At 62.5% G+C, this 15012-nt stretch carries 14 protein-coding genes; 6 read left to right on the top strand and 8 right to left on the bottom strand.

The features are described from left to right. Positions 1-44 precede the first annotated feature (44 nt). The 6 genes from LB518_RS22080 to LB518_RS24740 all read left to right on the top strand — a co-directional run bounded on the left by LB518_RS22080 (position 45) and on the right by LB518_RS24740 (position 5311). A complete protein-coding gene (locus LB518_RS22080; protein WP_224579990.1) occupies positions 45-1304 on the top strand; it encodes an ABC transporter substrate-binding protein in 1260 nt (419 codons plus the stop codon). A 216-nt stretch (positions 1305-1520) separates the two neighbouring features. Then, entirely contained in the window at positions 1521-2657 is a 1137-nt protein-coding gene (locus LB518_RS22075) for an ABC transporter ATP-binding protein (RefSeq protein WP_224579989.1), read from the top strand. Next, positions 2654-3550, top strand: coding sequence for a carbohydrate ABC transporter permease (locus LB518_RS22070; protein WP_224579988.1), 897 nt, complete (start codon positions 2654-2656; stop codon positions 3548-3550). The genes LB518_RS22075 and LB518_RS22070 overlap by 4 nt, the downstream gene beginning before the upstream one ends. Further along, complete coding sequence (locus LB518_RS22065) at positions 3547-4431, top strand: carbohydrate ABC transporter permease (RefSeq protein ID WP_224579987.1); 885 nt, start codon at positions 3547-3549, stop codon at positions 4429-4431. Before LB518_RS22070 ends, LB518_RS22065 begins: the two co-directional genes overlap by 4 nt. Positions 4432-4447: 16 nt before the next feature. After that, positions 4448-4966, top strand: coding sequence for a GNAT family N-acetyltransferase (locus LB518_RS22060; RefSeq protein ID WP_224579986.1), 519 nt, complete (start codon positions 4448-4450; stop codon positions 4964-4966). Between the two features lie 222 nt (positions 4967-5188). Next, a complete protein-coding gene (locus tag LB518_RS24740; RefSeq protein ID WP_286198820.1) occupies positions 5189-5311 on the top strand; it encodes a hypothetical protein in 123 nt (40 codons plus the stop codon). A gap of 18 nt (positions 5312-5329) precedes the next feature. On the opposite strand, the gene LB518_RS22055 is transcribed toward LB518_RS24740, so the two are convergent. From LB518_RS22055 to LB518_RS22020, 8 genes are all read right to left on the bottom strand, one after another. After that, positions 5330-5815, bottom strand: coding sequence for a hypothetical protein (locus LB518_RS22055; protein WP_224579985.1), 486 nt, complete (start codon positions 5813-5815; stop codon positions 5330-5332). A gap of 182 nt (positions 5816-5997) precedes the next feature. Next, positions 5998-6474, bottom strand: coding sequence for a hypothetical protein (locus tag LB518_RS22050; RefSeq protein WP_224579984.1), 477 nt, complete (start codon positions 6472-6474; stop codon positions 5998-6000). A gap of 73 nt (positions 6475-6547) precedes the next feature. Further along, a complete protein-coding gene (locus LB518_RS22045; RefSeq protein ID WP_224579983.1) occupies positions 6548-7255 on the bottom strand; it encodes an HlyD family secretion protein in 708 nt (235 codons plus the stop codon). Between the two features lie 330 nt (positions 7256-7585). Continuing rightward, on the bottom strand, positions 7586-9169 hold the full coding sequence (locus tag LB518_RS22040; RefSeq protein ID WP_224579982.1) for a formylglycine-generating enzyme family protein: 1584 nt from the start codon (positions 9167-9169) through the stop codon (positions 7586-7588). Continuing rightward, complete coding sequence (locus tag LB518_RS22035) at positions 9159-10232, bottom strand: ABC transporter permease family protein (protein WP_224579981.1); 1074 nt, start codon at positions 10230-10232, stop codon at positions 9159-9161. Before LB518_RS22035 ends, LB518_RS22040 begins: the two co-directional genes overlap by 11 nt. 92 nt (positions 10233-10324) lie before the next feature. After that, entirely contained in the window at positions 10325-11047 is a 723-nt protein-coding gene (locus LB518_RS22030) for an ABC transporter ATP-binding protein (RefSeq protein ID WP_224579980.1), read from the bottom strand. Between the two features lie 15 nt (positions 11048-11062). Then, positions 11063-13042, bottom strand: a complete 1980-nt coding sequence (locus tag LB518_RS22025) for a vWA domain-containing protein (protein ID WP_224579979.1) — start codon at positions 13040-13042, stop codon at positions 11063-11065. Positions 13043-13044: 2 nt separating this feature from the next. Further along, complete coding sequence (locus LB518_RS22020) at positions 13045-15009, bottom strand: serine/threonine protein kinase (protein WP_224579978.1); 1965 nt, start codon at positions 15007-15009, stop codon at positions 13045-13047. Between the last annotated feature and the right edge of the window lie 3 nt (positions 15010-15012).

Genomic DNA, 15012 nt, shown 5'->3' with positions numbered 1-15012 from the left:
CCGCCGCGGCAAGGCCGCTCCACAGGGAACAGAGGAATTCATCCATGTCGCTTAAAAAGCTCGCGCTCGGCGCCAGCATGCTTCTTGCGCTCGCCGCCGGCACGGCGCGGGCCGATACGGTCTCCGTCTTCTGTGGCGCGACCGATTACGACCTCTGCGTCAAGGCCGCTGACGCATGGAAGGCCAAGACCGGCAACGAAGCCAAGATCAACAAGATGCCGGCGCAGCTCGATGACGCCATCCCGCTCTATCAGCAGTTGCTGGCGGCCAAGTCGAGCGACGTCGATGTGCTGTTCCTCGACGTGATCTGGCTCGGCATGTTCAAGAACAACCTGCTCGACATCAAGGCGATGGTGCCGCAGGCCGAGCAGGACGCTCATTTCAAGTCGACGCTCGGCGCCGGCGACATCAATGGCCAGCTGATCGCCATGCCCGCCTATATGGATGTCGGGCTGATGTTCTATCGCAAGGACCTGCTCGAGAAATACGGCATGCAGCCGCCGAAGACCTGGGACGAACTCGCCACGCAGGCGAAGGAAATCCAGGACAAGGAACGCGCCGCCGGCAGCAAGGACATGTGGGGCTATACCTGGCAGGCCAAGAGCTATGAAGGTCTGACCTGCGACGCGATCGAGCTCATCGCGTCGAATGGCGGCGGCACGATCATCGCCGACGACGGCAAGGTCACGATCGACAATCCGGCGGCAGCCGAGGCGATCGAGAAGGCCAAGGGCTGGATCGGCACCATTTCGCCCGAAGGCGTGCTTGGCTATGACGAGGAAGCCTCGCGCGCCGTGTTCGAGGCCGGCAATTCGGTGTTCCATCGCAACTGGCCCTATGTCTGGGGCACCTCGCAGGGCGGCGGTGGACCGATCGTCGGCAAGGTCGGCATGATGCCGCTGCCGGTTGGCAAAGTCGGCGAAAAGTCGAGCGGCTGCCTTGGCCCGATGTATTTCGGCGTCAACAAGTACAGCGCCAAGCCGGAGCTGGCCGCCGAATTCGTCCGCTTCATCACCGGCCCCGACATGCAGAAGATGCGCGCGATCGAGGGCGCCTATAACCCCTCCATCTCGGCGCTCTATACGGACCCGGACGTCCTGGCGAAGCTGCCCTTCCTCAAAGACACCCAGCCGGCCTTCGCCGACAGCGCGACCCGTCCCTCGGGCTATACCGGCACGAGCTATAACCGCGTGTCGCAGGCCTTCTATCGCGCGGTGCACGACATGCTGACCGGCGACGAGGACGTCAAGGCGGGCCTCGCCAAGCTCTCGGCGCGGCTGGACAAGCTGAAGGAAAGCCGCTGACGGCAGGGGCGCTCCGGCGCCTCTCGCCTACGCCCAAGCAACTGTCATGGCCGGGCTTGTCCCGGCCATCCACAGCGCCTTCCAGTCACGGCGGGAGCAAGGCCTGGATACCCGGACGAGCGCCGGCATGACAGTCGTGGCGGATGGTCCAGGAGACCTTCGCCAGGAACGGCAAACGAACCCTAGCCCCTATCCGCCGCATCTGCCGGAGACCCAATGGCATCGGTCGAGCTGAAATCCGTTTCGAAAAGCTATGGCGGCAATCCCGTCATCCGCGGCGTCGACCTTGCGATCCGCGACGGCGAATTCATCGTCTTTGTCGGCCCGTCCGGCTGCGGGAAGTCGACGCTGCTGCGCCTCATCGCCGGACTCGTCCCGGTCACCGAGGGCGAGATTTCCATCGGCGGTGAGCCGGTCACCGACGTGCCGGCCTCGAAGCGCGGCATCGCCTTCGTCTTCCAGTCCTATGCGCTCTATCCGCATATGACGGTCGCCCGCAATATCGGTTTCGCTCTCGAAACGCTGGGCCTTGGCCGTGACGCGGTGCGCAACAAGGTCGCCGAGGTCGCGAAGCTGCTGAAGGTCGACCACCTGCTCGCCCGCCGTCCGCGCGAGCTTTCCGGCGGCCAGCGCCAGCGCGTCGCCATCGGCCGCGCCCTTGTCCGCAAGCCCGAAGTGTTCCTGTTCGATGAGCCGCTGTCGAACCTCGACAGCGATCTGCGCATGGAAATGCGCATCGAGATCGCCCGGCTGCACGACGATATCGGCACGACGATGATCTATGTGACGCATGACCAGGCCGAGGCGATGACGCTGGCCGATCGTATCGTCGTGCTCAATCACGGCGTCATCGAACAGGTCGGCAGTCCGCAGGAGCTCTACCACACGCCAAAAAGCCGCTTCGTGGCCGGCTTCGTCGGCAGCCCGCGCATGAACTTCTCGCCGGTCAAGGCGACCGGCGTCGGCGCAGACTGGCTCCTCGCCGGCCCCGGCGGCCTCCGCGTCGAAAGCCATGTGACGGGCAACCGCTCGACGCCGGCAACGATCGGCGTCCGCCCCGAGGCGCTGTCGATCGTCGCCCCCGGCAGCGGGCGGCTCGATGGTGTCATCGAGCGGATCGAGGATCTCGGTCACGAGCATTTCGCCTATGTCCGCCTCGATGCCGACAACAGCTGGGTCATCCGACTGCCAGCCCGTCCGCGCGAGGATCGCGACACCAAGGTCGGACTGTCCTTCCGCGACGAGGACCTCTTCCTGTTCGAGGAAAGCGGCGCCCGGCTCGACCACGCCGCAAGCCACGAACGTTCCGCGGCAGCCGTGGCGCAACCATCGGGCGGAGGGATGGCCGCATGAGCCTCAAGCTCGCCCGCGCCGACCGCCGCGCGGCCTGGATGTTCATGGCGCCGATGCTGATCGCGATGCTGGTCGTCGCAGTCTGGCCGCTGGCGCGGACCTTCTATTTCTCGTTCACCGACGCCTATCTTGACGATCCGACCAATTATTCGCTGATCGGATTCGATAACTATCTCGAGGTGATCGGCGATCGGACCTGGTGGATCGCCGTCCGCAACACGCTGACCTTCACGGTCGTCTCGGTCGCCATTGAGACCGTGCTCGGTCTTGGCATCGCATTGCTGATCAATCAGGCGATCCCCGGTCGCGGGCTCGTCCGCGCGGCGATCCTCGTCCCCTGGGCGATCCCGGTCGTGGTGGCAACCAAGATGTGGGAATGGATGCTAAACGACCAGTTCGGCGTGCTGAACCAGGTACTGATCTCGATGGGCCTGATCGATCACGGCATCGCGTGGACGGCGAATGGCTCGCTGATCATGGGCGTCGTCATCTTTATCGACGTCTGGATGACCACGCCCTTCATGGTGCTGTTGATCCTGGCCGGTTTGCAGATGATCCCCGGCGAGATCATGGAGGCCGCCGAAGTCGACGGCATTCCCGCCTGGAAGCGCTTCTGGTCGATCGTGCTGCCGCTGCTGAAGCCCGCCATCGGGGTCGCGGTGCTCTTCCGCGTCCTCGACGCGCTGCGGATGTTCGACCTTGCCTATGTGCTCGCGGCGTCGAGCGAGCAGGTCATGACCGCCTCGATCTATGCGAGAAACCGGCTGATCTCGTTCCAGGAGCTCGGCATCGGCTCGGCGGCTTCGACCTGGGTGTTTCTGCTCGTCGCCTTCGTCGCCATCCTCATCATCGGCGTGCTCAGGCTTGATCGCGCGGCGGGAGAAGCAGCATGACCGACGCCGCCCTCGCCCTCCCCGCCCGCCGCCGGCGCAGTTCGGCCAGCTATCGGCTCGAGCGCCGCATCAAGAAGGGCTTCCTCGTCGTCGCCGTCGGGCTGGTGCTGATCTACACGCTCTTCCCCTATTATTGGGCGATCGTCTCCTCCACCAAGCAAGGCGCCGCTCTTTACCGCAACACCTTCCTGCCGGCCTTCGACTTCACCTATTACAAGGCGCTCTACGAGAACAAGATCTTCCTGGGATCGCTGGTCAACTCCGCTTTCGTCGCCTCATCGACGACGGCGCTGTCGCTGATCCTCGGCATATCCGCCGCCTACGCGCTGGGCCGCATTGATTTTCCGCAGCGGCGCGGGGTGCTGATGACGATCCTGATGATCTCGATCTTCCCGCAGGTCGTGGTGCTCTCGGGCATGTTCGAGCTGATCAACTGGCTCGGGCTCTATAACCGCCCGAGTGCGCTGATCCTGACCTATCTACTGGCGACGGTTCCCTTCACGACTTGGATTCTCACCACCTTCATCCGCGAATTTCCGCGCGAGCTGGAGGAAGCCGCGATCATCGACGGCTGTTCGCATTTTCGCATCCTGACGAAGATCCTGCTGCCGCTGATGGGGCCGTCGCTGGCGTCGACCGGCATTCTTGCCTTCATCCTCGCCTGGAACGAGTTCCTGTTCGCCTTGACCTTCATCCTCACCGACGAAAACCGGACCGTTCCGGTCGCCATCGGCCTGATGGGCGGCTCCTCGCGTTACGAATATCCGTTCGGCCAGATCATGGCCGCCTCGGTAACGGTCACGCTGCCGCTGATCGTCCTCGTCCTCATCTTCCAGCGCCGGATCGTCGCGGGCCTCACGGCCGGCGCCGTCAAGGGCTGACCTCAGGGAACCATCCATGCCGGATATGCTGGTCAAGCTCTATGACCTCCAGCGCGATGCAGTGCTCGACGCGCGGATGGCGCAGGAAGGCGTCGTCATCCGCCGCATCCTGCCGCCCGAGCTTCGCGCGCTCGCCGACTGGATCGGGCCGCGCTTCGGCCAGGGCTGGGTCAGCGAGGCGACGGTCGCGACCTGCCGCCAGCCGCCTTCCTGCCTGATCGCAGTCAAGGACGAGGCGATCGCCGGCTTTGCCTGCTACGACGCGACCGCGCGGGGATTGTTCGGCCCAACGGGCGTCGATGATGCCCTGCGCGGCCGCGGCATCGGCCATGCGCTGCTGCTGGCGACGCTGCTCGACATGCACGCCGTCGGCTATCCCTATGGCGTCATCGGCGGCGCCGGGCCGACCGGCTTCTACGCCCGCTCGGTCGGCGCGATCGCGATCCCGGGCTCCGAACCCGGCATCTACAAAGGCATGCTGCCCCTCGCGCATCCCGACGACATATCGACTTCGCATGAGCCCGCTGCCGACTGACGCGGCCAGTCCCGGCAACGCGCCTGTCGAGAACCCAGTCCCCTCGTGCCGCGCGAAACCGATCCGCTAAGCCGGGTCCGGGTCCGGGAACCTATCGCGGAATGGTTAGGGTCGACCGCTCATAACGGTCTGGTTCCAGATTCGAGTCCTGCTGCGTCCACCCGTCTCTGCGGACAAAGCTGTCGAGGCGCCGTCGGTACAAGCCCGACAGCGAACGCGGCTATGAAGAGCTACGCGCTCAAGACCGACCGGATCAAGGGCACGGTCCATCGAGCCTGCGACGCCGCCAGGACCGATATGTCCGATGACATCGAGCTCTTCTACAACACCGTTCGTGATCAATAACTAGCTGATCACCGCACCCTAGGGGCTGATCGGAATATTTTCGGGATTATTGTTGTTGCCATCAACATTGTTGTTGCCATCAACGATCGCAAATGTGGTCACTCCCAATCCAGTGAGAGCAATGACACCGGCCGGGGAGGTCAATGCGGACAAGAAGCCGCCCCCGTTCCCGTTTTGCAAGAACAATCCCTTCTTGCGACCATCATCGGAGGCAACCTGAGCCTGCTTATTGCACGCATCCGGGCTGCCGACCGACGATATCGTGTATTGCTGCAAGGTCAGCGTGCAGCCATCTCTATAAGTCAGAGTGGCTTTGCCCTTTGGGCGCACCAGCACGCGGCTGCCAGTCGCCAGATCAATCTGCTCACGGACACTCTGGAAACCTGCGCCGCTATCAACCATCACAGGGCCAGAAATTCCCGTCAATCGAGCAGCGCTGTCGGCAAACGCAGGTCCCAACAGAGCAAACTGCACACAAACCGCGATCGCAACGATGGATTTCATTTGCAATCCCCCCACCATCCTCATTCATTCGCAATATGCCACGATCAAACCTCGCGTGCGACACTCAAGCGACAGGATGGACATTTTCAGAGTGTACATTTCATGATGCTTCTATCGTGTTGCCCATTGGCATCATACTTCTTAAGCAGTATAGGTGCTGCGCGCCGCGGCCTTTCATGATGTCAAAGGCCGCCGAGCTGCGCGATGTCGGACTTGAGCTTCTTGATCTGCGCCTCAAGATCTTGCGTTTCGGCAGAACGACCGGCGGCACGCGCTGACGAAAGCTGACGTTGCAGTGCAGCAACTTGGGACTGCAACGCCGAAATCTGGCGGTTCTGTGCCGCCTGTTTGCTGGACAATTCTGCCGCGCGTGCCTGCGAGGATTCGGCGCGACGCAGTGCGCGTTCGCTCTCGCTTTTGGCGGCCGAGGCCTTGGTGGTGCTATCGTTCGCGACGCCGGTCAACCGGCTTGTTTCCTGTGAATAGCGCCCGCTGGACAACCCCGCCTGCGCGCAGAACAAGTCGTCCTTGCGCGGATCGCCAGAACAGGTCGACTGGCAGGACGCCAGAACCACGGATGCACTGGCGAGACCCGCTAGGACTGCAAAGCTGCGTAACCAGTCGTGCATTTCACGCTCTTCCCCGCGTTGGTTCGACAACAGTCGAGAACCCCCTGCACCCAATAGCCAAACAGATGACGGCCACGCGGCTTCTCCCTGTATCCACAAGCCTTCAAAGGCCAATACCGACCGAGCTCGGGGCGCGGCTGTAGGCTTCGGCCAGCTTCGCCTTCTTCTGAGTGAGCTGCGCCTTCTCCGCTTCGAGCTGCGAGCGAACGGAGGTAAGGCCGGGTGATCCCCCGTCCTTGATCGTCAGGCTGACTTGCTTGATGTCGCTGTCGACGTCGGTGATATTACGCTGCAGCGAAGCAATGTTCTGCTTGGCTCCTGCAAGTTCAACCCGGTATTCGGCCGCCGTAACCTCACCCTTCGCAAGTTTGGCATTGAGGCTGGTGATCTTGGCATTGGCTTCAGCCGCGACTTGGTCTGAGACGCGCGCAACCTTGCGGTATGATGCGATATTGGCGTTGGCCTGAGCGATAACCTGCTTGGCCGAGTCCTGCGCCCGGGCTTCCGCGGAGGCCTTCTTGTTGACGTTCGCCGCATAGCCGCCGCCGGCAGCGGCGCCTGCGCCCAAACCACCGACCGCAAAGGCTTCCTCGCCCGTGATCGCCCACAGGACCAGGCCGGTCGCTGTACCGGTCGCCGCTCCGGTGGCGACGCCCTGGGCAATTCGTTTCGTCTCGATCTGGCGAAGCTCAGCTTCCGCAGAGCTGGCGCCCCCAGATGAACCCGTCGTCGACTGGCACCCCGCGAGAAGGCTGACTAGAATGGGCCCCACCATCAGTATCGCGCGCACAGGCCGTACGTCGTAAATCATCGAATCCTCCGTCGCAGACTGAAGAACTCAGAGCACCCCGATCAAGCAAACCACAGGCGGATACCAGCCCAACAGGCACTCACCCGCGCGGCAAAACGTGCCACCCACATTCTATACCAGACATCGAACAGTTCCGCGCTCTGTCCTTTGTGTGAAGGCCTCGCGACATGGAATTCGCGCGATAATTACCAGAGCCGGCCCCGGACTATCCAAGCACGCAGACATCTCGCGTCCAGCAGTCGGGACTAATTACCGTGGAATCCTTCATACCCGCGAACGTGACAACACTAATCTTGCATTCCCTTGGAGCACCGCTGGCGAAGCTCTGCTCTATCGAGGTAGCCAGGTGTGATCTCGACCAAGTACGCTAGCCGCGATCGCTTGCGAATTCTCGTGCTCTCCGCGGGTCTCGGCCCCTACATTTTGGTCGACACCGCTCACGAAGTTCGAGAGCTCCGCATTGCCAGCCTCGATGAGCCCACGCTTCGCCGCGAGGGCCTGCCGGCTGACCTCGTTGTTATACTCGCTGCTCAAGGTCTTGATCATATTCGCATATTGATCGGAGTACAAATCGAGATTCAGCTTATTGTCGTTGAATTTATTGAGATAGACGCGCCGCTCTTCCGAAGTCGATGTCTGGTCCTGCGAAAACTCAAAATAGACGTCCATTACCTTAGCGGTCAGGTTCATCTCGCGCGCCATGAGCGCCGCATTGACGATGAGGCTGCGGACAAGGCGCCCCTCCAGTTCTTGCCGCTGCATGAGCTCGGATGAGAGCTGTCCCTGAAGTGACTTGAGCTCTTCTCCGATCGCGTCGCCGTCATGATGCGCGGCGAGCCGCTGGAGATCGGCTGTCGCGAGCGGTGCAATGGCTTCATTGGCATCGCTGCTGATATGATCCATCGCGCGTTCGAATGCGTCGATATCCACGGCTCGGTTGAGGATGGCGGCACCAAAGATAACGCGGATACCATTCGCTCTTAGGCGGAACTCGCCTCGCGAGCCCGCGCTAGTAAAGAACGGATACTCGTCGCGGAGCGCCGAATTCACGACCTGCGGATCATCAAGATACGAACCGCCACGAACGACGAACCCACCGACCTCGCCATGAAGACGGTCTCCGCGCGTGAGGCGAAACGGCTCCTGGGCGATCTCTGCCGCGTTGCCATACACATCGAATAGGCCGAGCGGATTCTGCCGGCGCGTACCGATCGGCTTCGCATTGCCCTGCGCCGATTGCGGAGCATTCGTCCAGGCATAAGCATCGATGCCGCCGCTGCCCATCGGGAACCGGTCGTCGCTTCGCTCGGTGTTGGAAACACGCAGGCCCCCGCGCGCTGCAAACTCCCATTCCACCTCGGTCGGCAGGCGAATATAGGGATCAGTCAGCCCGGTTTCCTGCGATATGGCGCCAAGACGCTGTGGATCTGCATAGAGCCAACTGCTCAGGCGGCGGCCGAACTCCATGCCGTCATACCAGCTCAGCGAGGTTTGCGGCATGGCTTCGGCGGGGCCGAAACTCGCGGGACAGCCGCTGGCGTCGGCGGCCATCACTGCCTTGTACTGCGCGACGGTGACTTCGTACTTGCCGATCAGGTAGTAGCGGGTTCCGTTCTTGTCATCGGCGGCGCCAGTGATGTATTCCGGCCGCCGGCTCTCGATGAAGCTCCGCTGGCCGCTCGCGGGGCGACCCATCATGAAGCTCTCGTCATAGAGCGGCGCCCGCGGATCCGACGGAGCGATTTGGCCGGTATTGACCCGCCGGAAAGCCATACTCCCCTCGCATGGCAACGGGATGATGTAATCATCTGGAAGAGGATGCGGGTTGAAGACGGGAGGCGGCCAACCCGCGGCGAATGTCGGCACGGCCGATAGCATGACGACAACAAAGGCGGCGAAGCGTTCATGTCTCATTGGACAATGCTTCCTTCATGTCGATAGCCATGAACGAGTACGCAAACGCCATACCGATGATGAGAGCGGCCGCCACGACCGCTACAGCGGTAGCGATGGCCTGTTGCAGCGGAAGGTGCACCTCAATGTGGAAGCGGCTTTCGATCAGCAGGCGGGCGACAGTATATCCCGCGCTGGCGATCAGCAGTGCCGAAAGCATGATGCAAAGATCGATGAGGGCCACAAATGCGACGACATCAAAGCGCGTTCCACCCATCAGGCGGAAAAGGGCGACGACACGTTTTTGGGGGATCAACGCCTGTCCCAACGCACTCCAGACACTGATCGCGGCGCCGATCGACAGAGTCAACGCGAAGATCAGCGCCAGCATCGCCGTGCCGCTCTGAAGCGCCAGTGCCGAGGCAATCGCAGCCTCGTCGGACTCCGGGACATTGCCGAGATCTTCCAGTGCCCGCACGAGCGGCGTGACGCTTTCCAGCTTGTCCGCATAGATGCGGGCGTTGGCGAATGTCCTCGGTCGCTCGGAGGGCGGCCGTCCCCCAACATTGTGGGCCGGAACAGCATATCCGTCGACGAAGTCCTCGATATCGAGGATGATCGATTGCTGAACAAGCAGCCGCCTGCCGGCGAGCGTGGCGGGGGCGAGTTCGCCCGTCACGCGGAGTGGAATCCGCAAGATATCGCCGGCGTCATACCGGATCGCGCGCACTTCGAGCATGTCACCGATCTTGAGGCCGAGGTCGCGAACGACATCCCGCGTCACGATGACCGTATCCCCGGCGGGCGGCTCCAATGCCTGCAGAAGCGGGTCGCCTGCCGACGAGGGTAGCAGCGAGGCATCGGACTGACTCAGCTCGCCTGGACGTCCGACGAAAACTCGCAACGCCAGTCCACGGGTGGTGGGCGCGATATAGCCGATTCCGGGCAGGCTGATCATGGCGGCGATATCAGCCGCGGTGAGCGTGCGGTCACCGCGCAGGCGCACCTCGAGATTGCGCGGATTGCTCTGAAGCTCGGTAATGAGCGGCTCGACATATCCCGCCTTCAACGACCAGATGATCATGATCGGGATCAGACAGCCAGCCACGGCTACCGCTGGAACGATAAGAGCGAGCGGCCGGCGGCGCACGAACTGCAAGGAGAGACGAAGCCCGATCATGATGACCGCATCTTTTCCGGCAGGAGTCTCGAGCCGCGCATGGTCGTCGTGATCGGATGCATGCGGTAGATGTCAAAGCCGTGCTTACGCGGTAGCGCCTGGTCATGCGTGATGATGACGACGCAGGAGCCAGCAGCGCCGGCGAGCCGGACCAGCATCGCAATGAGCGCATCGGCACTTCCTGAGTCGAGCGCGGCGGTCGGCTCGTCGCACAGCACAAACTGCGGACGATGCGCGAGCGCGCGCCCGACCGCGAGCTTCTGGCGCTGGCCGACCGACAGCGTGCTCACCCGGCTTTCCGACGCGTCGGCCAGGTCGAGCGCGCCGAGCAACTGATCCACGAAGGGCCTGTCGACGCGCCCCGAGACCATCTGGCTCAAGCCGCAATTTTCGCGGATGGTCATGAAACTGAAAAGCGGGTTGCTCTGAAGTACATAGCCAAAATGGCGCGCGCGCAGCTTGGCAAGGGCGGAGTCGGAACGGATGTTCCTGAGGTCGAGGACGCCCCCCCGCTCATCCCTCAGTTCGAACAAGTCGGCAGAGGTCGGTAACCCGGCGAGCGCCAGCAGATCCATCGCGGTCGTCTTGCCCGATCCGGTTGGACCAAGGATCGCAATCCGGTCCCCCGGGGAAAGCTTCAACTCGCGAATCTCGAGACGAAACTGCCGATGCGGCTCCATGAGCACCTTGACTGCGTTCTGGATCCGAAGCTCGGCCATAGTGCCTACGTCAATCTAGGGGAGCTGAAAGAGGGGGACCAAAGTGACCACCTCTCCGTCGTCGGCGTCCTCGTCCAGCTTGATCCACTTGGATGGAGTGCTGTGAATCATTTCGTAATAGGCAAGCTTCGATTTCAGCATCGAGAGAATCTCGCGCTGCTTCTGACGATTGAAGCTAACCCAATCGGCGCCCGTCAAGTTTAGAACATAGCTGCGATACGGCAGATCCTGCAAATACTCGCCAAGGACTTCACCCAGCGGCGTGCCGTCGGAAATCTGCCTGGTATCGTTATTGGCCCTCGCCGCGAGTTCCTGAACGCGGCGGAAGAAATCCGCCGGATCGGCCTGCGAGCCGGGCGCCTCGCCCTGCTCGACGATGGGTCTGAGGGCCTCGGCCAGCGACGAGAGCTGGTTCTTCGTCAGCATCACTCGTTCGTCGAGCGCTGGTACGGACGGATCCTCCAGCGACATGTCCGTGGTCCACGCCTCGAAGAACTGTGGCACGGTCGCATCCTGGCGCTGCCCGAAATATTCGAGTTGAAGCGCCCGCCCGACACGCGCCATGACCGCCGCCGACGGGCTCGAATCGACTGGTTGCAGAGCTTCGCCCTTCTCCGTCGCGTGGATGAGATTGATGATGGTGTCGCAGAGCTGTTGCATCTGCTGGCCGAACTCGCTGATCTTGCCTTCGGCGATCGGCAGATAGGCATCGTGGCCATCGACCGTCGTCAGCTTGCGATATTCACCCTCGGCAAAATCGTGATCCTGCCTGCCAGGGGGCGTGCGCAGATGCATGACGAAGAAGCGGATGCCCTTTCGCCGCGCCAGATCGGCCAGTTGGTCTGCGCCCATGCCGCCAGCCAGCGAGTCCGCGCTTTCGGTTTCGGCAGGCCCGGCATCGGTGATGAGAACGGCAATCCGTGCCTGCGAGCCGGACCAGTCGAGCTTATCGATCGCTTCGCGTACGGCCCCGAATGAATCCTCGTCAAAGCCGCGCGTGGGAATGGTCGCGGCGTTGACCTTCGTCAACTCGCCAAGCAAAGCCTGGGCGCCGGACTGCGGCCCAAGCGGCAAGAACGTCTTCACATGGTATTCGACGCCGGGATTCTTCTCGACGGACTGACGAAATCCAATGATGCCGAAGCGGACGTCGTCGCCGACATCATCCGCGCTGAGCTTCGACTGGATCTGCCGAACGACATCGGTCGCCTGGTCGATATAGGGCTGCATCGAGCGGGTCGTATCGATGATGAAGGCCAGCGCGGCTGTGGGTTTCGCCTCAGGCTGGAGTGGGCGGGGCGGAGCATCGGGCGAACGCACGTCCGAAACGGCGCCAATGCGCAGAAAATTCAGCCGCTGGAAGTTCCCGTCTTTGCCATCGGTCAGGAAGACCGACTGGAAGTCGAGGATCGGCATCACGTAGAAGTTCTGCTCGATATCCACGACACCGGCTGGCTCGATGGCGATCACGCCCGAGGAGTCCTGCAACGTCCCTGTCTCGGCCTTTGATCTCAGATCGGCAAGACCGGCGACGCCGGTGGACGGATCGGTTGCCTGCTGCAAGGCCTCCTTATCTTTGAAAAGGAGCTGTCGTTGCCGGCCAGCATCCTCCCGATTGTTGAATGCCACCACGATCGATTGCATCCAGTCGACCGTCATGTCGCGCTTCACGAAACCCTTGGCCAGCCCGTTGGTGTTGGCTCCGATCTCCACGCAGCGATCATCGCGGCTATAGACATAGTAAATCGAGAACGCGGGAAGCTTGGTTCCTGACGTCGCGTCCACATCGCAGTCATCGGTGACGACGGCGTTCGGCTTTATGATGACCCGTTGGTAGAGCGTGCGCTTGCCAGGCTCGAGCATGGCCTCGCGGGTGTCTGCGGCGGCGTGCGAGGCCAGACTGGCAAGGCTGGCGATCGCCAAGCTGATCAGCAGGACAACGGCACGTCCCGCAGATTTTCCACATGCGATGCAGCCGGGCGATCGTTTCGACATGATCACTTCCCTGAACATTCGGCAGACAGCACCCAAAGGACATCTGACTTGCCGGTCTTGCGTTGCTGCGAAAGCCAGGCGCAAACCTGTTTCGTCGCCTGCTCGGCGATCTCAGGGCAGTTGTTTGCCAGCTTCCGATAGTAACTGATGGCATTTCCGGCATCGAGGTCAATTCCAGCCGGCCGGGCGGTGGTCGTGATCGTCGGATCATAAGCGGACGCCATCCAGGCCAGCGCGGGGACAAACCCACGATAGGCAGAGGCATAGATCGCTTCGAAACCCTGCGCCTCGGCGTCTGCCGCACCGTCAAGGCCAAGCAACAACTCGCCCAGCAGTAAGAGTTGCGTCGGATCGGCGCTATCGTCGGCGATCATCGCCGTCCAAGACTTGCGGCCGCGGAGGATTGCAGCAGTGAGATCCACAGCCGACGCCTCGGCGCGCACGTCCGAGCGACGCGGCCAACGCAGGGCGGCACAATCACCGGGCGGCGGCAACGCGGCGATCCGCTGGTCGAGGCAGCTCGCTACATCATCGGTGATGCGCTTTTCCACCTCGGCCCGGTGGCGGCTGCTCGCAAAGCTGTCAGCGACGCCGAGCCCGCAGGCGGCCGCGCCGCAAGCCGACCGCGTCGCCGTGCACGCGGTAAACTCATGATACGCGATATCGTCCGGCTGACAGAATGCGTCGAGCCGGTTGCAAGCGACTTCGCGAGCAGGACCGCGATAAGCATAGGCAAGACCGGCAAGCACAGCCAGCACTACGAGGAAGAGCCAAATCCACATGCCCATGCCGCGACGCCCTGGCGGGGGCCGGCGCTCGGGTGGCAACGGCGGTGGCGCGATGAAGGCGTCCGCGTCCGATAGCGGATCGTAGGGGGATTCCCATGCCCGAAGCACCGTCTTCGCTGCCTCGTCATCAGGACCCACAGAAGGCGGCATAGGCGATGATCCGCGCAGCATCGTCGAGGCGATGGCGGTCGCTGAAAGCTCGCTTCCGGACGCGCCGGTCCGTGGGAGATCCGTGGCTGGAAAGATGCCTTGCCCGATCTGGTTCCCGATCGGCGGCATCGCGGCCAGTTCGGCGCTGACTTCGCCGGCGCTTTGTGGCCGCTGGAAGCGATCGAGCTGGAGCATACGGTCGATGAGGGCGAGGAAGGGCGCGCTGTACCGTCCCGCGCCAGCCTCCACCGCGGGGACGAGCCTATCTTCCCGGGCCCTCTCCAGCGAATGGGGCGGCGTCTCGCCGCAAATGCAATAGAGGGCCGTGGCGCCAACGGCATAGATATCCGTCCAGGGACCCTCGTCATCGAGAGGGCCATACTGCTCCGGCGGCGCGAAGCCAGCCGAACCGGCCGCAAGGCTATCGTCTTGAAATGGCTTGCTGATGTCACGAACGGCGCCGAAGTCAACGATGACAGGCACTTCCCCGCCATCGTCGCGGCGATTGTCGCTGAGTATGATGGCGTCTGGCGTGATGCCGCGATGAAGGATTGAGGCGCGATGCATCGTTTCCAAGCCGTCCATCACGGCACGCAATATCGTGGTCAGCCGTTTCTCGTCGATTGATCCGTCCAGCAATGCCTGACGCAGAGTTGAGCCGGCCTCGTGGCGCAAAACGAGATAGGCGGTGCCGTTCAATCGAAACGACCGTCGCACGGCGGCAATATTGGGGTGCTCGATGCGGCCGAGCAGTCGACCATGCTCGACAAACGCTTCCGCGCCGGCATCGAAGGCAGCCTGATGGGATGCCAGCGCGGGGGCGACTGATCCATCCGGCTTGCGCGTCGCCAGGGCTAACGGAAAATACTCGGCGATCGCGACGTGGCGCTGCAACTCCATATCCCAAGCAAGATAGGCGAAGCCCAGGCCGGATTGTCCGAGTTGCCCATCAATACGATATTCTTGGAGAACCGCGCCGATCGGCAACGCAGAGGTGGCGAAGTTGCCGGGGGGCTGGGTTCCCGTCATATT

This window comes from Mesorhizobium sp. BR1-1-16 (assembly GCF_020165495.1).
In the GTDB taxonomy this organism is placed as follows: Bacteria; Pseudomonadota; Alphaproteobacteria; order Rhizobiales; family Kaistiaceae; genus Kaistia.
The sequence above is the reverse complement of the archived record's forward strand: the minus strand, read 5'-3'. Positions and strand labels throughout refer to the sequence as shown.